This is a genomic window from Streptomyces sp. NPDC127092, assembly GCF_042722475.1.
GTDB lineage: Bacteria > Actinomycetota > Actinomycetes > Streptomycetales > Streptomycetaceae > Streptomyces.
In genome coordinates this window covers 9,157-30,823 of the sequence record NZ_JBHXFE010000037.1, presented here as the reverse complement: position 1 = coordinate 30,823, position 21,667 = coordinate 9,157, and the positions used below count along the sequence as shown (strand labels likewise).

The 21,667-nt window shown below is 73.3% G+C and carries 15 protein-coding genes and 1 riboswitch; of the genes, 12 read left to right on the top strand and 3 right to left on the bottom strand.

The window, feature by feature from the left end; all coding sequences use genetic code 11:
- The gene (locus tag ACFWJO_RS27075; RefSeq protein WP_386869149.1) at nt 1-1,083 is read left to right on the top strand and encodes a CobW family GTP-binding protein; all 1,083 of its coding nucleotides are present in this window, start codon (nt 1-3) and stop codon (nt 1,081-1,083) included.
- 332 nt (nt 1,084-1,415) lie between these two features.
- Here ACFWJO_RS27075 and ACFWJO_RS27070 read toward each other — a convergent pair whose 3' ends face one another.
- Nucleotides 1,416-3,902 (bottom strand): DNA topoisomerase (ATP-hydrolyzing) subunit A, encoded by a 2,487-nt coding sequence (locus ACFWJO_RS27070; RefSeq protein WP_386869147.1) that lies wholly within the window; start codon nt 3,900-3,902, stop codon nt 1,416-1,418.
- Nucleotides 3,903-4,087: 185 nt separating this feature from the next.
- Here ACFWJO_RS27070 and ACFWJO_RS27065 point away from each other — a divergent pair, with 185 nt between their 5' ends.
- The 4 genes from ACFWJO_RS27065 (at nt 4,088) to ACFWJO_RS27050 (ending at nt 8,890) form a co-directional block, all read left to right on the top strand.
- Nucleotides 4,088-5,434: a M16 family metallopeptidase gene (locus ACFWJO_RS27065; protein ID WP_386869145.1), complete on the top strand. Its 1,347-nt coding sequence runs from the start codon at nt 4,088-4,090 to the stop codon at nt 5,432-5,434.
- A gap of 26 nt (nt 5,435-5,460) precedes the next feature.
- On the top strand, nt 5,461-6,828 hold the full coding sequence (locus ACFWJO_RS27060) for a M16 family metallopeptidase (protein ID WP_386869229.1): 1,368 nt from the start codon (nt 5,461-5,463) through the stop codon (nt 6,826-6,828).
- Between the two features lie 201 nt (nt 6,829-7,029).
- A riboswitch (cyclic di-AMP (ydaO/yuaA leader) is annotated at nt 7,030-7,194 on the top strand.
- 12 nt (nt 7,195-7,206) lie between these two features.
- Nucleotides 7,207-7,977 carry a M23 family metallopeptidase gene (locus ACFWJO_RS27055; protein WP_386869143.1) on the top strand — a complete coding sequence of 257 codons (771 nt, stop codon included), beginning with the start codon at nt 7,207-7,209 and terminating at the stop codon, nt 7,975-7,977.
- Between the two features lie 229 nt (nt 7,978-8,206).
- Nucleotides 8,207-8,890: a GntR family transcriptional regulator gene (locus ACFWJO_RS27050; RefSeq protein ID WP_386869141.1), complete on the top strand. Its 684-nt coding sequence runs from the start codon at nt 8,207-8,209 to the stop codon at nt 8,888-8,890.
- A gap of 239 nt (nt 8,891-9,129) precedes the next feature.
- On the opposite strand, the gene ACFWJO_RS27045 is transcribed toward ACFWJO_RS27050, so the two are convergent.
- On the bottom strand, nt 9,130-9,411 hold the full coding sequence (locus tag ACFWJO_RS27045; protein WP_128976898.1) for an HPr family phosphocarrier protein: 282 nt from the start codon (nt 9,409-9,411) through the stop codon (nt 9,130-9,132).
- 213 nt (nt 9,412-9,624) lie between these two features.
- Here ACFWJO_RS27045 and ACFWJO_RS27040 point away from each other — a divergent pair, with 213 nt between their 5' ends.
- The 4 genes from ACFWJO_RS27040 (at nt 9,625) to ACFWJO_RS27025 (ending at nt 15,236) form a co-directional block, all read left to right on the top strand.
- On the top strand, nt 9,625-12,603 hold the full coding sequence (locus ACFWJO_RS27040; RefSeq protein ID WP_386869139.1) for a GNAT family N-acetyltransferase: 2,979 nt from the start codon (nt 9,625-9,627) through the stop codon (nt 12,601-12,603).
- A gap of 74 nt (nt 12,604-12,677) precedes the next feature.
- Nucleotides 12,678-13,271: a DUF5998 family protein gene (locus ACFWJO_RS27035; RefSeq protein ID WP_384415131.1), complete on the top strand. Its 594-nt coding sequence runs from the start codon at nt 12,678-12,680 to the stop codon at nt 13,269-13,271.
- A complete protein-coding gene (locus ACFWJO_RS27030) occupies nt 13,271-14,476 on the top strand; it encodes an alkaline phosphatase family protein (RefSeq protein ID WP_386869137.1) in 1,206 nt (401 codons plus the stop codon). Before ACFWJO_RS27035 ends, ACFWJO_RS27030 begins: the two co-directional genes overlap by 1 nt.
- Nucleotides 14,477-14,585: 109 nt before the next feature.
- The gene (locus ACFWJO_RS27025) at nt 14,586-15,236 is read left to right on the top strand and encodes a thymidine kinase (RefSeq protein ID WP_384415126.1); all 651 of its coding nucleotides are present in this window, start codon (nt 14,586-14,588) and stop codon (nt 15,234-15,236) included.
- Nucleotides 15,237-15,329: 93 nt separating this feature from the next.
- Here the strand turns inward: ACFWJO_RS27025 and ACFWJO_RS27020 are convergent, their stop codons facing one another.
- Nucleotides 15,330-16,322 carry a GlxA family transcriptional regulator gene (locus tag ACFWJO_RS27020; RefSeq protein WP_386869135.1) on the bottom strand — a complete coding sequence of 331 codons (993 nt, stop codon included), beginning with the start codon at nt 16,320-16,322 and terminating at the stop codon, nt 15,330-15,332.
- Between the two features lie 233 nt (nt 16,323-16,555).
- On the opposite strand from ACFWJO_RS27020, the gene ACFWJO_RS27015 reads away from it, so the two are divergent.
- From ACFWJO_RS27015 to ACFWJO_RS27005, 3 genes are read left to right on the top strand one after another with little or no spacing between them, the layout of a single operon-like run.
- The gene (locus tag ACFWJO_RS27015; RefSeq protein WP_386869133.1) at nt 16,556-19,234 is read left to right on the top strand and encodes a YfhO family protein; all 2,679 of its coding nucleotides are present in this window, start codon (nt 16,556-16,558) and stop codon (nt 19,232-19,234) included.
- A gap of 41 nt (nt 19,235-19,275) precedes the next feature.
- Entirely contained in the window at nt 19,276-20,241 is a 966-nt protein-coding gene (locus ACFWJO_RS27010) for a glycosyltransferase family 2 protein (protein ID WP_386869131.1), read from the top strand.
- Between the two features lie 2 nt (nt 20,242-20,243).
- Nucleotides 20,244-21,572, top strand: a complete 1,329-nt coding sequence (locus ACFWJO_RS27005) for a polysialyltransferase family glycosyltransferase (RefSeq protein WP_386869129.1) — start codon at nt 20,244-20,246, stop codon at nt 21,570-21,572.
- The last annotated feature ends 95 nt before the right edge of the window (nt 21,573-21,667 follow it).

Sequence of the window (21,667 nt, the reverse complement as noted above, 5' to 3'; positions counted from 1 at the left end):
TTGACCACCCAGCAGATCCCCGTCGTCGTCCTGGCCGGGTTTCTCGGGGCGGGGAAGACCACCCTGCTCAACCATCTGCTGCGCAGTGCGCGCGGAACGCGGATCGGGGTCATGGTCAACGACTTCGGTGACATCGGCATCGACGCCATGACCGTGGCCGGACAGGTCGGCTCCACGGTCTCGCTCGGCAACGGCTGTCTGTGCTGCGCGGTGGACGCGAGCGAGCTGGACGAGTACCTGGAGGTGCTCACCCGGCCGGAGCTGCGCCTCGACGTGATCGTGATCGAGGCCAGCGGCCTCGCCGAGCCGCAGGAACTCGTCCGGATGGTGCTCGCCAGCGACAACGAGCGGATCGTGTACGGCGGGCTGGTCGAGGTCGTGGACGCCGCGGAGTTCGCCGCGACCCGCGCCCGCCACCCGGAGACCGACCGCCATCTCGCCGCCGCCGACCTCGTGGTCGTCAACAAGGCCGACCGGGTGCCCGCCGATCGGTTCGCCGCCGTACGCGAGGAGGTCTCCGCGCTCGCCCCGCGCGCCGCCGTGGTGGCCTCGGCGCACGGACGGATCGACCCGGAGCTGCTCTTCGACCGGGTGGTGCCCGAGGGCGAGATCGAGGGCCAGATGTCGATCGAGGACATCCTGTACGGCGAGGAGGGCGAGGACGTCGACGGCGCCGGGGGCCACGCCCATCCGCACGCCGCGTACGAGTCGGTGTCGCTGACGGCCTCGACGCCGCTGCACCCGCGCCGGCTGATGGCCTTCCTCGACTCGCGCCCCGAAGGGCTCTACCGCATCAAGGGCTTCGTCGACTTCGGCGCCGCCGATCCGGCCAACCGCTACACCGTGCACGCCGTCGGCCGCTTCCTGCGCTTCTATCCCGAGCCGTGGCCGGCCGGGGAGGAGCGGCTCACCCAGCTCGTCCTCATCGGCTCCGGCGTGGACGCGGCGGCCCTGCGCAAGGAGCTCGCCGGCTGCGAGCTGAACGGTCCGCACGACGTGCCGGACGAGACCGCGATGTGGGGCGTCCTGAGGTACGTGCCCGGCAGCGAGGACGAGCCGGAGACCGAGCCCGGCACCCTTTAGGACGGCGTCGCCGCCGAGGTCGCCGAGGAGGTCGCCGCCGGCGTCGCCGCCGAGGTCGCCCACCGGGGTCGCCGTGGGGTGCCGCGCCGAGGCCGGCGTCCTCGTGCGCCGTCGGCAGTGGTGCAGGGTCACGCGCCGGCCGGTACGCGGACCTCGGCGGGCTCCGGGCCATCGGCGCCGACCGCCGCCAGGACCCAGGACCCCTGGCCCCGCGCCTTGACGGCGCGGAACAGGCGGCGTGCGGTCCGGATCCGGGCCCGGTGCCCGGGCCCGGGGAGCCGGCCGGGGCTGTCCGGCCCTGACCGCCGGACAGCCCCCGGGCTCGCCTGGCGCTAGTTCGCCGGAACCCGGCTCGCCGGGCCCTGGTGCGCCGGGCCGGCCACCACCGCGACCGGCTTCGGCAGCGGCGTGCCCGAGCCGTCACGGCGCGGGTCCGGCTCCGGCAGGTCCACCGGAGTGCCGTTCTTCTGCGCGGCATGGGCCGGAGTGGCACCGGCCCAGGCCAGGACGAGCACGTCCTCGCCCTTCAGGAAGCGCTGGCAGCGCACACCGCCGGTGGCACGGCCCTTGCGCGGGTACTGGTCGAACGGCGTCAGCTTGGCCGAGGTGCCGGCCGAGGCGTCCAGCGTCCCGGTCGAACCGGCGACCGTGAACACCACCGCGTCCACGGCCGGGTCCACCGCCGTGAAGGACAGCACCTCCGCGCCCGCCGACAGCTTGATTCCGGCCATACCGCCCGCCGGACGGCCCTGCGGCCGCACCTGGGAGGCCGGGTAGCGCAGCAGCTGGGCGTCGGAGGTGATGAAGACCAGGTCCTCCTCGCCCGTACGCAGCTCGGTCGCGCCGACGATCCGGTCGCCTTCCTTGAGGGAGATGACCTCCAGCTCGTCCTTGTTCGCCGGGTAGTCCGGGACCACGCGCTTGACCACGCCCTGCAGGGTGCCGATCGCCAGACCCGGCGAGGCCTCCTCCAGCGAGGTCAGGCAGACCACCGTCTCGTCCGCCTCCAGCGTGACGAACTCCGACAGCGGCGCCCCGCCCGCCAGATTCGGCGCCGCGGCCGTGTCGGGCAGCTGCGGCAGGTCGATCACCGCGACCCGCAGCAGCCGGCCGGCCGAGGTCACCACGCCGACGTCACCACGCTGCGTCGCCGCCACCGCCGAGACGATCACGTCGTGCTTGGCACGCTTGCCGTCCGTCTCGGCCGGCAGGTCCTCCGTCACCGTGCGGGCCAGCAGACCGGTCGACGAGAGCAGCACCCGGCACGGGTCGTCCGCGACCTCCAGGGACACGGCCGCGGCCGGGGCGCCCGCCGACTCCAGCAGGACCGTGCGCCGGTCGGTGCCGAACTTCTTCGAGACCGCCGCCAGTTCCGCCGACACCAGCTTGCGCAGCTCCGCGTCGGACTCCAGGATCCCGGTCAGCTCGTCGATCTCGCCGTTGAGCCGGTCGCGCTCGCTCTCCAGCTCCAGGCGGTCGAACTTGGTGAGCCGGCGCAGCGGGGTGTCCAGGATGTACTGCGTCTGGATCTCGCTCAGCGAGAAGCGCTCGATGAGGCGTTCCTTGGCCTCCGCCGAGTTCTCGCTCTCCCGGATGAGGCGGATGACCTCGTCGATGTCGAGGAGCGCGACGAGCAGGCCCTCCACCAGGTGGAGCCGGTCGCGCTTCTTGCCGCGGCGGAACTCCGAACGGCGCCGGACCACGTCGAAGCGGTGGTCGAGGTAGACCTCGAGCAGCTCCTTGAGGCCGAGGGTGAGCGGCTGGCCGTCGACCAGGGCCACGTTGTTGATGCCGAAGGACTCCTCCATCGGCGTCAGCTTGTAGAGCTGCTCCAGGACCGCCTCCGGCACGAAGCCGTTCTTCACCTCGATGACCAGGCGCAGGCCGTGGTTGCGGTCGGTGAGGTCCTTGACGTCGGCGATGCCCTGGAGCTTCTTCGAGCCGACCAGGTCCTTGATCTTGGAGATGACCTTCTCGGGGCCGACGGTGAAGGGCAGCTCGGTGACGACGATGCCCTTGCGGCGCGCCGTCACCGTCTCCACGGTGGCCGTCGCGCGGATCTTGAAGGTGCCGCGGCCCGTCTCGTACGCGTCCTTGATGCCGGACAGGCCGACGATCCGGCCGCCGGTGGGCAGGTCGGGGCCGGGCACGAAGCGCATCAGCGCTTCCAGGTCCGCGTTCGGGTGGCGGATCAGGTGGCGGGCGGCCGCGACGACCTCGGCCAGGTTGTGCGGGGGCATGTTGGTGGCCATGCCGACCGCGATCCCGGAGGCGCCGTTGACCAGCAGGTTCGGGTACGCGGCGGGGAGCGCGACCGGCTCCTGCTCCTGGCCGTCGTAGTTGGGCGCGAAGTCGACGGTGTCCTCGTCGATGGACTCCGTCATCAGCAGCGCGGCCGGCGCCATCCGCGACTCCGTGTACCGCATCGCGGCCGGCGGGTCGTCGTTGCCGAGGGAGCCGAAGTTGCCGTGTCCGTCGACCAGCGGCACGCGCATGGAGAAGGGCTGCGCCATGCGGACCATCGCGTCGTAGATGGACGCGTCGCCGTGCGGGTGCAGCTTGCCCATGACCTCGCCGACGACGCGGGCGCACTTGACGAAGCCCCGGTCGGGCCGCAGGCCCATCTCGTTCATCTGGTAGACGATGCGCCGCTGCACGGGCTTCATGCCGTCGCGGGCGTCGGGCAGCGCGCGCGAGTAGATCACCGAGTACGCGTACTCGAGGAAGGAGCCCTGCATCTCGTCAACGACGTCGATGTCGAGGATTCGCTCCTCGAACGCGTCGTCCGGCGGCGGTGTCTTCGTGCTGCGGCGGGCCATCGCGGCTGCGGCTCCTTCACCAACAAGGTTGATCTGACGCGGACCATTGTGGACCGTGGCACCGACAACGCCGACCGCGACCCGGAAGAGGGACATCCGATGCGGCCGGGAACTTCGCCAGGTGTCGGCGCGCTTGCATACAGTGGCAGGACTTTTCCCGATCGCGATCGAAGGGACACACGCCCATGGGTCACACGGCTGAGGCCGAGGCCGGCTCCGGCGGACTGACAGCGACCGAGCACCGGCTGGCCAACGGCCTGCGCGTGGTGCTCTCGGAGGACCACCTGACCCCGGTCGCGGCGGTCTGCCTGTGGTACGACGTCGGCTCCCGTCACGAGGTCAAGGGCCTCACCGGCCTCGCCCACCTCTTCGAGCACCTGATGTTCCAGGGCTCGAAGCAGGTCCACGGCAACGGCCACTTCGAGCTGGTGCAGGGCGCGGGCGGCTCGCTCAACGGCACGACGAGCTTCGAGCGCACCAACTACTTCGAGACCATGCCGGCGCACCAGCTGGAGCTCGCGCTCTGGCTGGAGGCCGACCGCATGGGCTCGCTGCTCACCGCCCTCGACGACGTCTCCATGGAGAACCAGCGCGACGTCGTCAAGAACGAGCGCCGCCAGCGCTACGACAACGTGCCCTACGGCACCGCCTTCGAGCGCCTCACCGCCCTCGCGTACCCGGAGGGCCACCCGTACCACCACACCCCGATCGGCTCGATGGCCGACCTGGACGCCGCCACCCTGGAAGACGCGCGGAACTTCTTCCGTACGTACTACGCGCCGAACAACGCGGTGCTCTCGGTCGTCGGCGACATCGACCCCGAGCAGACCCTCGCCTGGGTGGAGAAGTACTTCGGCTCCATCCCCGGGCACGACGGCAAGCCCGCGCCGCGCCCCGGCGACCTGCCCGAGACCATCGGCGAACAGCGCCGCGAGGTCATCGAGGAGGAGGTCCCGGCCCGCGCTCTGATGGCGGCCTACCGGCTGCCGCACGACGGCACGCGCGCGTGCGACGCGGCCGACCTGGCCCTGACCGTCCTCGGCGGCGGCGAGTCCTCCCGCCTGCACAACCGGCTGGTCCGCCGCGACCGCACCGCCGTGGCCGCCGGCTTCGGCCTGCTGCGGCTCGCCGGCGCGCCCTCGCTCGGCTGGCTGGACGTCAAGACCTCCGGCGGCGTCGAGGTGCCGCAGATCGAGGCGGCCGTCGACGAGGAGCTCGCCCGGTTCGCCGCCGAGGGCCCCACGCCCGAGGAGATGGAGCGCGCCCAGGCCCAGTTGGAGCGCGAGTGGCTGGACCGGCTCGGCACCGTCGCCGGCCGCGCCGACGAACTGTGCCGGTACGCGGTGCTCTTCGGCGACCCGCAGCTGGCCTTGACCGCCGTCGACCGGGTCCTCGACATCACCGCCGAGGAGGTGCAGGAGGTCGCCAAGGCCCGGCTGCGCCCGGACAACCGCGCCGTCCTGGTCTACGAGCCGGTGGGCGACACCGCCGAGGAGACCGACAGCGACGAGGAAGAGGGAGCGGACCGGTGACCGACGCCGCCACGTCTTTGACCAGCATGACCTTCCACCCGCAGCCCACCCCGGGCGAGGCGAAGCCCTGGGCCTTCCCGGCCCCGGAGCGCGGCGCGCTCGACAACGGCCTGACCGTGCTGCGCTGCCACCGCCCCGGCCAGCAGGTGGTGGCCGTCGAGATCTTCCTCGACGCCCCGCTGGACGCCGAGCCCGAGGGCCTGGACGGCGTCGCCACGATCATGGCGAGGGCCCTGTCCGAGGGCACCGACCAGCACTCGGCCGAGGAGTTCGCCGCCGAGCTGGAGCGCTGCGGCGCCACGCTGGACGCGCACGCCGACCACCCCGGCGTACGGGTCTCGCTCGAGGTGCCGGTCTCCCGGCTGCCCAAGGCGCTCGGCCTGCTCTCGGAGGCGCTGATCGCCCCGGCGTTCGCCGAGTCCGAGGTCGAGCGGCTGGTGCGCAACCGGCTGGACGAGATCCCGCACGAGACGGCCAACCCGGCCCGCCGTGCCGCCAAGCAGCTCTCCAAGGAGCTGTTCCCGGCCGCCTCGCGCATGTCCCGGCCGCGCCAGGGCACCGAGGAGACCGTCGCCGCGATCGACGCCGCCGCCGTCCGCGCCTTCTACGACGCGTACGTCCGTCCGGCCGCCGCCACCGCCGTCGTGGTCGGCGACCTGACCGGCGTCGACCTCGACAAGGTCCTCGCCGAGACCCTGGGCGCCTGGAGCGGCAAGCCGGCCGCGCCGCGCCCGATGCCGCCCGTCACGGCCGACGACACCGGCCGGGTCGTCATCGTGGACCGGCCCGGCGCTGTCCAGACGCAGCTGCTCATCGGCCGCGTCGGCCCGGACCGCCACGACAGCGTGTGGGCGGCCCAGGTGCTCGGCACGTACTGCCTCGGCGGCACCCTCACCTCCCGCCTGGACCGCGTCCTGCGCGAGGAGAAGGGCTACACGTACGGCGTGCGGGCCTTCGGCCAGGTGCTGCGCTCCGACGGCGCCGGCAACGGCGCGTCGATGCTCGCCATCAGCGGCTCGGTCGACACTCCCAACACGGGCCCGGCACTTGACGACCTGTGGAAGGTGCTGCGCACCCTGGCCGCCGAGGGCCTGACGGACGCGGAGCGCGACGTGGCCGTGCAGAACCTGGTGGGCGTGGCACCGCTGAAGTACGAGACGGCCGCGTCCGTCGCCGGGACGCTGGCCGACCAGGTCGAGCAGCACCTCCCGGACGACTACCAGGCGCAGTTGTACGCGCGGCTGGCCGAGACGGGCACGGTGGAGGCGACCGCGGCCGTGGTCAACGCCTTCCCGGTGGACCGGCTCGTGACGGTCCTGGTCGGCGACGCGGCGCAGATCGCGGAGCCGGTGCGGGCGCTCGGCATCGGTGAAGTGACCGTCGTCAGCGGCTGATTGAGCCGCCGCACCCGGTTTCGAGGACCCTGACGACCCGGTTAGTCAGGGTCCTCCCGTATGTCCCTATTGCCAAGGAGTGTGATCTTCTGCCCTGTGGCATGTCTTACAAACTGGGCTGTCTGTTTGGCGATTGACAGAAGATCGGCCTAGCGTCGACCCGGCTGTCCGGCCGTTGCACGACGCCGCATCCGCGGCAACGGACAGTCATCGCCGAGTCCCCGCAAGGCGCGAGCCTGGGGAGCCGGGGACCCACGCGCAGTCCCTGGGGTGAATCGGACGCCTTCGCTCAGGCGGAGGGGCCCGTAGGAGACCTTCCTGCTCCGAACCCGTCAGCTAACCCGGTAGGCGAGAGGGAAGGAAAGGATCAGCCACTACATGGCGTTCACCCGTGCCACCGGGAAGCATCGTGGTCCGAGCCGGCTGGCTCGTCGAGGCGCCGGCATCGCCGGCGTGGCGACGCTCGCCACCACCGGTGTGATCGGCACCCTCGCCTCCCCGGCGCTCGCCGCCGACACGGACGACACCTCCCTCGAGGACACAGGCCTCACCCAGGTGATCGCCGAGGACTCCCTCGCCGAGCGCGTCGACGCCCAGGCCGCCGCCCAGGAGAAGGCCGCCGCCGAGGCCGAGGCCCGCGTCAAGGCCGCCGCCGAGGCGAAGCGCAAGGCCGAGGCCCGCGCCAAGGAGATCCGCGAGGCCAAGGAGCGCGCCGCCCGCGAGGCGGAGCGCAAGCGCCTCGCCTCCTTCCAGCTCCCCGTCGCCGGCTCGTACGTGACCACCGGCTACAAGACCGGCGGCTCGCTCTGGTCCTCCGGCAGCCACTCCGGCATCGACTTCCACGCCGCCTACGGCAGCAAGGTCGTCTCCGTCGGCTCCGGCACCGTCGTCGAGGCCGGCTGGGGCGGCGCGTACGGCAACAACATCGTGATCCGGATGAACGACGGCACGTACACCCAGTACGGCCACCTCTCCGCCATCACCGTCCGCGTCGGCCAGAAGGTCACGCCGGGCGAGCAGATCGGCGTCTCCGGCTCGTCCGGCAACTCCACCGGCCCGCACCTCCACTTCGAGGCGCGCACCGGCGCGGACTACGGCTCCGACATCAACCCGATCTCCTACCTGCGCGCACGCGGCGTCAACGTCTGACGCACCCCGTACGGACATCCGGCACGGGCGTCCGGCGCGGGCTTCCGGGGCGCGAATCCCGCGCGGTCCGGCGCGCGCATCCCGCACGAAAGCCCCGGCTCGAAACGAGCCGGGGCTTTTTGCGTTCTTTGTCACCGGGCGGCATCGGAAATTCCGCCGTCCTGCAATAGAGTCGCCGGACAGGCGCCGCCCGACGGGGGTTTAGCGCGGACGAATTCGGAGGTCGGACATGCGCATTCCCGCGCACTCGGTATGCACGGCGATCCGGGACGACATCGTCTCCGGGGTGTACGCGCGGGGCGCCAGACTGACCGAGGAACAGCTCGCCCGCCGCTACGGCGTCTCCCGCGTCCCGGTCCGCGAGGCGCTGCGCACCCTGGAGTCGGAAGGCTTCGTCGTGACCCGCCGGCACGCCGGCGCGCATGTCGCCGAGCCCACCGTGCAGGAGGCCGCCGACCTGCTCGACATGCGCTCCCTGCTGGAGCCGCTGGGTGCGGCCCGGGCCGCCCAGCGGCGCACCGACGCCCACCTCAAGGTGCTGCGGGGCCTGGTCAGACTCGGGCAGGAGCGGGCCAGGAGCGGCCGCGGCGAGGACCTGGCGGCGCTCGGCGGCTGGTTCCACGAGACCCTCGCCCAGGCCTCGGGCAGTCCGCCGCTCACGACGCTGCTCACCCAGCTGCGCCACAAGATCGCCTGGATGTACGCGCTCGACCCGGCCGAGCGGCCCGCGGAGTCCTGGGCCGAGCATGGGGCCATCGTGGACGCCGTCGCCCGCCGCGACGCGGAACGGGCCCGGGCGCTGACCGCGCTGCACGTGGAGCGCGCGGCCCCGCTGTACCGGCTGAAACAGGCGGACCGGCCGCGTGTGAGGGTTTCGCAACATGCCGTAAACAGTCCGGGACCGCGGAATTAACGCGAGGGTCGTATACAAAGAGCCGGGAATTCTTTCCCGCTGTTCCGTGCTGCCCTGAATCGGAATTCCATGGCGCTTCGCTCCCGTCCATGACTTCCGGGCGGGCGGCAATACGGCAATACCCATTGCTGAATTTCCGTCGGACCGGAGCCCCGCCGCCGGGAAAGGAAAACGGCCGTGCCTGCCGGAGAACCGGAGGACACGGCCGCTTCGCGATCCGTCGTCGGGGAGGTGACGGGTCAGACGGTCTCGGGAAGCTCCTCGAGACCCTCGGCCACCAGCTTCGCCAGGCGGTCGAGCGCGGCCTCGGCGCCGTCGGCGTCCGAAGCGAGCACGATCTCCTCGCCACCCTGGGCGCCCAGGCCGAGCACCGCGAGCATGGACGCGGCGTTGACCGGGTTGCCTTCGGCCTTGGCGATCGTCACGGGGACGCCGGCGGCCGTGGCGGCACGGACGAAGATGGAGGCGGGGCGGGCGTGCAGGCCCTCGGCCCAGCCGACGTTGACGCGGCGCTCAGCCATGGTGGTTGCCCTTCAACTTTCAGCGGTTGTCTAGACCAGTCTCTCACGGGTGACGACATGCTCGTACCGACCTTCGGCCCGACGCCGGCGGCCGATCGGCCCTCCCTACCTTGCACGGCGCGAACCCCGGGCGCGAGCGGTGCGCCGGTGCCGCGCGGGACCGTGCCCCGCACGGCCGGTGCCACTGTCGTACCCCGGCCGTACGCTTGCCCCATGCAGAGCGCGTCGGAAGAGTCGGGGCAGCCGGAGCACGCCTATCCCGACCACTGGGAAGCGGACGTGGTCCTCCGGGACGGCGGCACCGCGCGCATCAGGCCCATCACCGCCGACGACGCCGAGCGCCTGGTCAGCTTCTACGAGCAGGTGTCGGACGAGTCGAAGTACTACCGCTTCTTCGCGCCCTACCCGCGCCTCTCCGCCAAGGACGTCCACCGCTTCACCCACCACGACTTCGTCGACCGGGTCGGGCTCGCGGCGACCGTCGGCGGCGAGTTCATCGCCACCGTGCGCTACGACCGCATCAACGAGCTGGGCCGGCCCGCATCGGCACCCGCCGACGAGGCCGAGGTCGCCTTCCTCGTACAGGACGCCCACCAGGGCCGCGGCGTCGCCTCCGCGCTGCTCGAACACATCGCGGCGGTGGCCCGCGAACGCGGCATCCGCCGGTTCGCCGCCGAGGTGCTGCCGGCCAACACCAAGATGATCAAGGTCTTCACGGACGCCGGCTACACCCAGAAGCGCAGCTTCGAGGACGGCTCCGTCCGCCTCCACCTCGACCTGGAGCCCACCGACCGCTCGCTCGCCGTCCAGCGCGCCCGCGAACAGCGCGCCGAGGCCCGGTCCGTCCAGCGGCTCCTCGCCCCCGGCTCCGTCGCCGTGATCGGCGTCGGCCGCGCGCCCGGCGGCGTCGGCCGCACCGTGCTGCGCAACCTCCTCGACGGCGGATACACCGGCCGCGTCCACGCGGTGAACGCCGCGCTGGAGGAGGGCCGCCCGCACGAGCTGGAGGGCGTGCCCGCCTTCCGCTCCGTCGCCGACATCGGCGAACCCGTCGACCTCGCCGTCGTCGCCGTCCCCGCCGAGCGCGTCCCCGAGGCCGTCGCCGACTGCGGCGAACACGGTGTCCGCGGCCTCGTCGTCCTGTCCGCCGGATACGCCGAGAGCGGGCCCGAGGGACGCGAGCGCCAGCGCGCCCTGGTCCGCCAGGCCCGCTCGTACGGGATGCGGATCATCGGGCCGAACGCCTTCGGGATCATCAACACGGCCGAGCCCGTACGCCTGAACGCCTCCCTCGCCCCCCAGATGCCGGCCACCGGACGGATCGGGCTGTTCACCCAGTCCGGCGCCATCGGCATCGCCCTGCTCGCCGGCCTCCACCGGCGCGGCGCCGGCCTGTCCTCGTTCCTCTCCGCCGGCAACCGCGCCGACGTCTCCGGCAACGACCTCCTCCAGCACTGGTACGACGACCCCGCGACCGACGTCGTCCTCCTCTACCTGGAGTCCATCGGCAACCCGCGGAAGTTCACCCGGCTCGCCCGCCGGACCGCCGCCGTCAAGCCCGTCGTGGTCGTCAAGGGAGCACGGCACAGCGGCAGCGCCCCGCCCGGCCACCGCGTCCCCGTCACCCGCATCCCGCACGCCACCGTCTCCGCGCTGCTGCGGCAGGCCGGCGTCATCCGCGTCGACACCGTCACCGAGCTCGTCGACGCGGGCCTCCTCCTCGCCGAGCAGCCGCTGCCCGCCGGCCCGCGCGTCGCGATCCTCGGCAACTCCGAGTCCCTCGGCCTGCTCACCTACGACGCCTGCCTCACCGAAGGGCTCCGCCCGCTGCGGCCCGTCGACCTGACCACCGGCGCCACGCCCGCCGACTTCCGCGCCGCGCTCACCGCCGCGCTGTCCGACGACACCTGCGACGCCGTCGTCGTCACGGCCATCCCCTGGGTGGGCGAGAACGGCGCCACCGAGTCCGGCGACGGCGAGGTCCTGGCCGCCGCCCTCCGCTCCGCCGTCACCGCCGCACCCGGCCCCGGACCGACGAAGCCGGTCGTCGTCGTCCACGTCGAGATGGGCGCCCTGGCGGACGCCCTGTCCGAGGCCACCCGCACCCGCCCCGCGACGCCGGCGCCGGGGCCGGCCGTGCCGGTGACGGCTGCCGGGGCCGCCGGGCCTGCGGTGGCTGCCGGGGCCGCCGGGCCTGCGGCCCCGGTCCCGCCCGGACCCCCCGCAGCCGTCCCCGAGCCGGCCGGAGCCGGAGCCGGATCCGCAGCCACCGCCACCGCCGCATCCGCGGCCCCGCCGTCGCCCCCCGCGCCCCAGCCCGGCGTCATCCCCGCCTATCCGGCGGCCGAGCGCGCCGTCCGCGCCCTCGCCGAGGCCGTCCGCTACGCCCAGTGGCGCCGCCAGGCCGCCGACCCGGGACGGGTTCCCGAGTTCGACCGGATCGACGAGCCGGGCGCCGCGGCCCTCGTCGACCGGGCCCTCGGCGCGCCCGGCGCCGACGAACGCGGCGTCACCCTGGGCAGCGACGACACCAGAGAGCTCCTCGGCCGGTACGGCATCGAGGTCAGGCCCACGCTGCCCGCGCCCAGCGCCGACGAGGCCGTACGCGCTGCCGCCCGCCTCGGCTTCCCCGTCGCCCTCAAGACCACCGCGCCCCATCTCCGCCACCGCCCCGACCTCGGCGGCGTACGCCTCGACCTGGCCACCGAGGAGCAGCTGCGCACCGCCTACGACGAGCTCACCGACACCCTCGGCAAGCCCGAGGAGCTCCAGCCGGTCGTCCAGGCGATGGTCCCGCGAGGCGTCGACACCGTCGTCCGCTCCGCGATCGACCCCGCCGTCGGCGCCGTCCTCTCCTTCGGGCTCGCCGGCGCCGCCTCCGAGCTCCTCGGCGACATGTCCCACCGGCTCGTCCCCGCCACCGACCGCGACGCCGCCGAACTCGTCCGCTCCATCCGCACCGCCCCGCTCCTCTTCGGCTGGCGCGGCTCCGCCCCCGTCGACACCCCCGCCCTCGAGGAACTGCTGCTGCGGGTCTCCCGGCTGGTCGACGACCACCCCGAGGTCGTCGCCGTCTCCCTCGAACCCGTCGTCGTCGCCCCGCGCGGCCTCTCCGTCCTCGGCGCCACCGTCCGCCTCGCCCCGCCCCCGCCCCGCACCGACCTCGGCCCGCGCCGCCTCCCGAGCTACTGACCCCGCCCGTGACCGAGCCGACGAGCGCCGCCGGAGGGCCGGAGGGGGGCCCGCAGCCCCGTAGGATGGAGCCCATGGCGAAGACCGGTACGACGACCCAGGGGCTGCGCGCGGCGATCGAGCGCAGCGGCTACTACCCGGCCCTCGTGGCCGAGGCGGTGGAGTCCGCCGTCGGCGGCGAGGCCGTCACGTCGTACGTGGTCCACCAGGAGACGACCTTCGACGCGAACGAGGTCCGGCGCCACGTCACCGTCCTCGTCCTCACGGCCAACCGTTTCATCGTGAGCCACACCGACGAGCAGGCCGCCGACACCAGCTCCCCGACGCCGTACGCCACGACCTCCACCGAGTCCGTGAAGCTCGACCGGATCTCCTCGGTCGTCGTCAGCCGCGTCGTCTCCAACCCCGAGTCGTACACCCCGGGCACCCTGCCCCGCGAGGTCGTCCTCACCATCGGCTGGGGCGCCGTCTCCCGGATCGACCTGGAGCCGGCCGCCTGCGGCGACCCCAACTGCGACGCCGACCACGGCTACACCGGCAACTCCACCGCCGACGACCTCAGCCTCCGGGTCAGCGACGCCGGCGACGGCCCGGACACCGTCCGGCAGACCCTCGCCTTCGCCCAGGCGCTCTCCGAGGCCACCGCGACGACCCCGGCCGCCCGCTGATGGCGCTGCCCGCCGCCGTCGCCCAGGGCTGGCCGGACGAGCCGGTGCCGCTCGACCCCGCCACCGCACCGGTCCCCGCATACGGCAGCGGTTCCCTGGCAGACCTGCTGCCGACGCTCGTCGCCGGACAGGGAGTGCCCGGCTTCGAGCCGCGGATCACCGAGCTCGGCCCCGCCGACCGCAACTGCGTCTTCCTCATCGACGGGCTCGGCTGGGAGCAGATCAAGGCCCACCCGGACGAGGCTCCCTATCTGACCTCGCTGCTCGCCACCTCCCGCGGCGGCACCGGCCGCCCGCTCACCGCCGGCTTCCCCGCCACCACCGCGACCTCGCTCGCCTCCGTCGGCACCGGGCAGTTCCCCGGCACCCACGGACTGCCCGGCTACACCGTGCGCAACCCGGACACCGGCGAGCTGATGAACCAGCTCCGCTGGAAGCCCTGGACCTCGCCGCGCGTCTGGCAGCCGTACCCCACGGTCTTCCGGCTCGCCGACGAGGCCGGGGTCCACACCGCGCAGGTCTCCTCCCCGGCGTTCCAGGACACCCCGCTCACCAAGATCGCGCTGAGCGGCGGCACCTTCCACGGCCGGCTCTCCGGCGAGGAGCGGATGGACGTCGCCGCCGAGCAGCTGGCCGCCGGCGACCGCTCCCTCGTCTACACGTACTACAGCGAGCTCGACGGCGCCGGACACCGCTTCGGCGTCGCATCCGACGCCTGGCGCGGCCAGCTGATGTTCGTCGACCGGCTGGTCCAGCGGCTCGCCGAGCAGCTCCCGCCCCGCGCGGCCCTCTACGTCACCGCCGACCACGGCATGGTCGACATCCCCTTCGACGAGGACCACCGGATCGACTTCGACGAGGACTGGGAGCTGCGCGCCGGCGTCGCCCTGCTCGGCGGCGAGGGCAGGGCCCGGCACGTCTACGCGGTCCCCGGCGCCGAGGCGGACGTCCTCACCTGCTGGCGGGAGGTCCTCGGCGACCGCTTCTGGGTCGCGAGCCGCGACGAGGCCATCGCGCTCGGCTGGTTCGGCGACCGGATCGACGAGCGGGTGTACGGACGCATCGGCGACGTGGTCGCCGCCGCCCAGGACGACCTCGCCATCACGGCCTCCGTCAACGAGCCGAACGAGTCCGCCATGGCGGGCATGCACGGCTCCATGACCGCGGCGGAGCAGCTCGTCCCCCTGCTCGAAGTACGCTCCTGAGGCGACGGGCGGCCGGGCCCGCCGGGCACCTCCTGGATGCCCGACCCGCCCCCTGCCCCCCGCCTCCCGCTCCACCTCCTCCTCCGACCCGAAAGGTCCTCGACCTCCCATGCCCGAGCTGGTGTTCTTCTCCGGAACGATGGACTGCGGAAAGAGCACCCTCGCTCTTCAGATCGAACACAACCGCTCCGCCCGCGGCCTCCAGGGCATGATCTTCACGCGGGACGACCGCGCCGGCGAGGGCAAGCTCTCCTCCCGGCTCGGCCTCGTCACCGACGCCGTCGAGGCCGCCGAGGGCTTCGACTTCTACGCGTACCTCGTCGCCCATCTGTCCAAGGGCGGCCGCTGCGACTACGTCATCGCCGACGAGGCGCAGTTCCTCGCGCCCGAGCAGATCGACCAGCTCGCCCGCGTCGTCGACGACCTGGAACTCGACGTCTTCGCCTTCGGCATCACCACCGACTTCCGCTCCAAGCTGTTCCCCGGCTCGCAGCGGCTCGTCGAGCTCGCGGACCGGGTCGAGGTGCTCCAGGTCGAGGCCCTGTGCTGGTGCGGCGCCCGCGCCACGCACAACGCGCGCACCGTGGGCGGCGAGATGGTCGTCGAGGGCGCGCAGGTCGTGGTCGGCGATGTCAACGCGGGCGACGAGGTCGGCTACGAGGTGCTGTGCCGGCGCCACCACCGGCGCCGCATGACCGCCGCCACCGCCCGCGCCGCGGCCCTGTCGCCGGACGTCCTGCCGGTCCCGGACGCGTCCTAGGCACACTGTTTCGCGTCCCAGGCGACTGCCCGCCCACCCGCCCGCTGTCGCGGGACGCGGAGGACCCGAGGATCCCCCCGCCGAGGCGGTCCGTCAGCCCGGTACGGCCCGGAAGCGGCGCCGGTACTCCATCGGCGTCGTGTCGAGCCTGCGCCGGAACGCCCGTATGAGCGTGTCCGTCGTGCCGAACCCGCAGGTGGTGGTGATGCGGTCGAGGGTCGCGTCCGTCGACTCCAGCAGGATGCGGGCCCGTTCGACGCGCGCCGACTCCACGTACGCGCTCGGCGTCGTGCCGAGCTCCGACTTGAAGATGCGGGTCAGCTGACGCTCGCTCACGTGGGCGACCTCGGCCAGGTCCGCGAGCGTCAGCCGGGCGTCCAGATGGCGCGTGACGTAGTGGCGCAGGTCCTCCACCCGCCGGGTGGTGGACACCGGCTCCAGCGGCACGCTGAACTGGCTCTGGCCGCTGGGCCGCTTGAGGTACATCACCAGCTGCCGGGCCACCCGCAGCGCCGTGTTCTCGCCGAAGTCGTCGGCGACGAGCGCGAGCGACAGGTCCAGGCAGGAGCTGATCCCGGCGCCCGTCCACACGTCGCCGTCGCGGATGAAGATCGGATCGGCGTCCACCTCCACCGCCGGGTGGTCGGCGGCCAGCTGTCCCGCCGTCGACCAGTGCGTGGTGACTCGCTTGCCGTCGAGCAGCCCGGCAGCGGCCAGGATGTGCGCGCCGACGCAGACGGAGGTGACCCGGCGGGTCCGCGCGGCCAGGGTCTTCACCCAGGTGACCACCTCCGGGTCGACGAGCGCCCGCACCCGCCGCTCGGCGTCCGTCTCGACCGAGCCGGGAACCATGAGGGTGTCGATCCTCCGGGCGGCCGCCTCCTCGAAGGTGATGTCGGGGAGGACGCGGACGCCGGCCGAGGTGGTGACCGGTTCCTTCGACGCCGCGGCGAGGAGGACCTCGTAGCCCGTCGGGTCGTCGATCTCACGGCGCAACAGGGCGAACACCTCCGGTGGCCCCGTGACGTCGAGCAGATCGACGCCCTCGAACAGGACGATGACGACGAGTCGGCCGACGGTGCTCATGACTCGGCATCGTACGGGGCCGCTCGTAGGGACGGTCGTGCGCGCCCCGGCGTACGCGCCCCGCTGTGCGCGCCCTAGGGGCACCGGCTGTTCACCTGAGGTGTGCCCAGCGACCTCCTTCCGATCGGCCGAAGGTCGCACGACTCGGAGGTAATGCGTCTCTACGACCATCGGACCGCGTGGCGCTCGCAGGCCTGCGCCGCGGGCCGAGCCGAACCGCCTCTGGAGGACGTGTGCCACCCGCAGCCGAGACCGAGTCCCGACCGTCCCGGCCTCGGCTCCGGGCGGCGGCCGGTGCGGCCCTGCTCACCGGCCTGCTGTTCTCCCTGGCCGGCCGGCTCGCCGGGAGCCATCCGCTCGGACCCCGGACCCGCAACATCGTCGACCTGGGCCAGCAGTACCTGCCGTACCACGTCTACTGGCGCAAGCTGCTCCTCGGCGACACCGACGGCGACCTCTTCCTCAACTGGTCCTCGGGCTTCGGCACGAACTTCCTGGGCGACTTCGGCACGTATCTGAGCAGCCCGTTCGACCTGCTCGTTGTCCTCTTCCCGGCCGACCGCCCCGAACTCGCCCTGTACGTCATCACCGCGCTCAAGATCGCCACGGCGGGCGCGGCGATGGCGGCCCTGCTCCTCACCCTGCGGCGTGGTCCCTGGCCCGTCGCCGCGATCCTCGGCACCGCGTACGCGCTGTCCGGCTGGACCTTCAACTACGGCGCGAGCGTGCCGATGTGGCTCGACGGCCTGGTGGCCTTCCCGTTGCTCTGCATGGTGGGGGAGTGGGCGCGCAAGGGGCGCCGCCCGGTCCTCGGGCCGCTGGTGGTGGCCGTCGCGTGGATCGCCAACTTCTACACCGCGTACATGGCCACCATCGGCGCCGCGATCGTCCTCGTCGTCCGGCTGCTCACCACCGACGACACCGGCACCGGCACCGACACGGGTACCGGTGCCAGCACCGAGGCCCGGGCTGGGGTCCCCGCCGGTGCGAACCGGCCCCGTCCGTCGCGCCCGCGGTTCCGCGCGCTGCTGCGGGCCGCCCGTACCGTCGCCATCGGCGTAGGACTCGCCGCCCCGCTCGTCCTCGTGATCTTCCTCGGCACCAAGACCGCCGATCCGACCCCGCCCACGCCCTTCGTCCCGGCCGCCTGGACCGACGTCCTCGCCCGCTTCCTGCCGGCCACGGCGAGCGTCGCCACGCCCGCCCTCTTCATCGGCACGCCCGCCCTGGCGCTGGCGCTGACCCTGCCCTTCAACACCGCGGTCGCCGCCCGCGTCCGCACCGGCTGGATCACGGCGATCGTGCTGGTCGCCCTCTCCCTCCAGTGGGAGCCGACCCATCTGCTCTGGCACGCGGGCGCCTCGCCCAACGGCATCCCGTACCGCCAGACCTTCGTCCTCTGCGGGCTGCTGCTCACGGCCGCGTGGCTGTCCGTGGCGCGCGGCCTGCCCCGGCCCGCCGCGCTCCTCGGGGGCGCCGGACTGCTCGCCTTCATCGCGCGGGCCGCGAACGACAGCGCCGACATCGACCGCTGGACCTACCCGGCCGGCGCCGGCGCCGCCGTCCTCGCCGCCGCGGTCGCCCTCCTCGCCCGGGCCCGCCCGGCCCGCCGGCTGCTGCCCGTCCTCGCCGTCGGCCTGCTGCTCGCGGCCCAGGCGGGCGAGACCCTGGTCACCGGCAAGCGCATAGAGGAGCAGCAGCTCGCCAAGGTCTCCTGGGCGCCCCGGATCGGCCCCTGGCACACCGACATGGCCGCCGCCGTCACCGAGAAGGACGCCTGGCCGCGCCACCGCACCGACCCCGGCGAGGTGCCCGGCGGCAACGACGTCCTCCTCGTCGGCGGCCAGGGCGCCGACTACTACAGCAGCCTCACCTCCGACACGTACTCCCGCATGCTCGCCGGGCTCGGCTTCGGCTACTACGCCAAGGGCCGCCACCCGGTCAGCCTCGACAACCCGGTCACCGACGCGATCTTCTCCATCGGCACCCGGATGCGCTCCACACCCGAGGGTCCGCTCGCGCTCGACCGGCTCCCCGAGGCCGCGATCACCGTCACCGACACACCCGTGCCGCCGCTCGTCACCGTGCACCCGCGCACACCGGCGCAGCCGCAGGGCGCACCCGAGTCGGCCTTCACCCGCCAGGAGCGGATGCTCGGTCACCAGGTGTACGAGGTGCCGGCCGCCCCGGCCCGTACCGCCGCGCCCGACGGCACCGCGACCACCCTGACCGCGAGCTGCCCGGCCGGCTCCGAGGTCTGGTTCTGGGCACCCGAGTACCAGGGCACCGCGGCCCTCGCCGACGGCCGGGGCGCTCCGGCCGTGGCGTACGCCGGGAAGCTGCCCTCCGTCCTCGCGCCCATGCAGCGGCTCGGCACCGTCCCGGCCTCCGGCACCGTACGCATCGACCTCCACCCCGAAGCCGCGACGAAGGGCCAGGGCAAGGCCACAGCCGCGCCCCCGCTCAAGCTCCCCGCCCGCCCGATCGGCTGCCTGCGGCAGCACCGGCTCGACACAGCCGTACGGGCCCTGACCGCAGGCGGTGCGACCTCCGTCCGTACCACCGGCCACACGGTCACCGCCGAGCTCCCCGCGGGCAGCACCGGCACCGCCGTCCTCGCCGTACCCCGGATCTCCGGCTGGCGCTGCGCCGCAGGCGACGCGCCGCTCGCGCCCGCGCGCAGCCGCCTCGGTCTGCTCGCCGTCCCGCTGGACGGCGGGGCCACCTCCGTGACCTGCTCGTTCCGGCCGCCCGGCCTGCGGCTCGGCGGAGCGGTCGGGGCGGCGGCGCTCCTCGCGCTGCTCGTGACCGCGCTGCTCCACCGCCGCCCTCGCGGGCGTGAACCCCGCGGACGGGAAGAGTTCACCGTCCGTGCACACACGGCTCGTTCAACGGAGAAGACCTCCGTCTAGCCTGCCCGACCAGTACCGATAAGCGAGTTGGTGATCTCCGAGTGCCGAAACTGTCCGTCGTCGTGCCCTTCCACAATGTCGGGCCCTACGCCCCCGACACCCTGCGCAGTCTCGCCGACAACGCGGAGGACGACACCGAGTTCCTGCTGGTCGACGACCACTCGACCGACGAGACGCCGGACCTCCTCGACCGCTGGAAGAGCCGCATCCCGCAGGCGACCGTGATCCGCCACGAGACCAACCTCGGCGTCGCCCAGGCGCGCAACACCGGAATCGACGCGGCCACCGGCGACTACATCACCTTCCTCGACGGCGACGACTGGTACGCCCCCGGACACCTCCGGGCCATGGTGACCGGAATCCACCGCCTGGGCTGCGACTTCGCCCGCACCGACCACGTCCTGTCCACCGCCCGCAACCGGCAGATCCGCTACGCGCCGGCGAAGGTGCGGGACGCCGTCATGGACCCACGGGACGGCATCGCCCCGTCCAGCATGGTCACGATGGTCGACTACCCGTTCGTGCCGTTCGGCGTCTACAGCGCCCGGCTCTTCGAGAACGGCGCCTCGCGCTTCGAGACGAAGCTGCGCACCGCCGAGGACCGGCTCTGGATCTGGCGGCTGCACCTCACCGCCACCAGCTACGCGGCGCTCTCGCTGCACGGCGTCTTCTACCGGCGGGGCGTCACCACCTCGCTGACCCAGATCACCGACAACCGGCAGCTGGACTTCATCCCCTCCTACGACCTGCTGCTCGACGAGGTGTCCCGGGACCGCGACGCCGACCGCTTCCTGCCGAAGGCCGTCCGGACCTACTGCGCGATGATCGCCTTCCACATGGCGAAGGCCGACCAGTACGAGCCGGCCGTGACGAAGCGGCTCCGCCGCGACGTCACCGACGCCCTGCGCCGGATGCCGCAGCAGGTGCTCGCCGAGACCCTCGCGACCATGGACACACCCCGCAGCACCCTGCTCCGCAGCCTGCGCGACACCGGAAAGGCAGCCTGACCATGCCGACGACCACGGGTGCCGCGCCGAGCCCCCTGCCCGCCACGGACCGGGTCCAGATCTTCCAGGTGTCCACGTTGTACGGGGCCGCGACCGTGGCCGCCGCGATCGACGCCGGCCAGTTCGGCGGCCAGGGCGACGCCCGGCGCGTCCTGCTCGTCTCGAACAACGCCGAGATCCCCGAGACCGCCGTACGCCTGGAGACGATGACCGGGTACCAGCGGATCGCGGCCCGCTTCGACCAGGTCGTCGACTGGAACGAGGCCGTTCACCCGCACCACCCCAGCTCCTGGGCCCCGCGCCCCGAGGAGTCCCCGCTGTGGCAGCGGGTCTTCCGCACCGCCTGGGACCTCGGCACCGCGACCGTCGAGCTGGTCGTGGAGTCCATCCAGGTCAACCCGGCCAAGGCGCTCGCCGCGGTGTTCGCCGAGAGCGCCGTCCACGTCTACGCGGACGGCCTGATGAGCTACGGTCCCACCCGCGACGAGCTGCCCCAGTCCATCGCCTGCCGCATCCGCCGGGTCCTCCACCTCGACCTGGTGCCGGGCCTGCGGCCGCTGCTGCTCACCGAGTACGGCGTCGGCGCCGAGCTCGTCGCCGACGACGCCTTCCGCTCGGTGCTGCGGGAGATCGCCGAGGCCTCCCGGGACTCCGCGGAGAACGCCGCGCTCACCGCGGCGGCCGCCGCCGCGCCCACGGCGCTGCTGCTCGGCCAGTACCTCGCCGTCCTCGGGATCCTCACCGGCGAGGAGGAAGAGGAACTGCACGTGCGGATGCTGCGGGGCGCCGCCGCGGCCGGCCACCGATCCGTCGTCTTCAAGCCGCATCCGACGGCCCCGGCGAGCTACTCCACCGCGCTGCACGAGGAGGCCGCCCGCACCGGCGTCACCCTCACCGTCCTGGACGGTCCGCTGCTCGCCGAGACCTACTACGAACGCTGCCGCCCGCAGCTCGTCGTGGGCTGCTTCTCCACGGCCATGCTGACGGCCGCGGTCTACTACGGCGTTCCGGTCGCGCGGGTCGGCACCGACATGGTCCTGGCCCGGCTCACGCCGTACGAGAACAGCAACCGGATCCCGCTCACGGTCGTCGGCCACGTGGTCCCGGACCTGGAGGGCGACACCGCGCCCGCCGTGCCCGGCGCCGCACCGGAGAGCCTGGCCCCGCTGGTCCGGGCGGTCGGCTACTGCATGCGCCCCACCGCCCACCCCGCCCTGCGCGAGGAGACGGCCGGGTACGTCGCGGAGCACGGCGGGGAGCCGGGCCTGGAGCTCCACTTCCCGGCGGAGCGCCTGGCGGAGCTGGAGCTGCGGGCCCTCGCACGGGCGTAGCGGTCGCGCGACCGGCGCTGGGGGTCCGCCCCCTCGGGAGGGAAAGACCGGATCCCAGAACGCGCCCGAGGGGGGGGCCGGTACACCCGCGACAG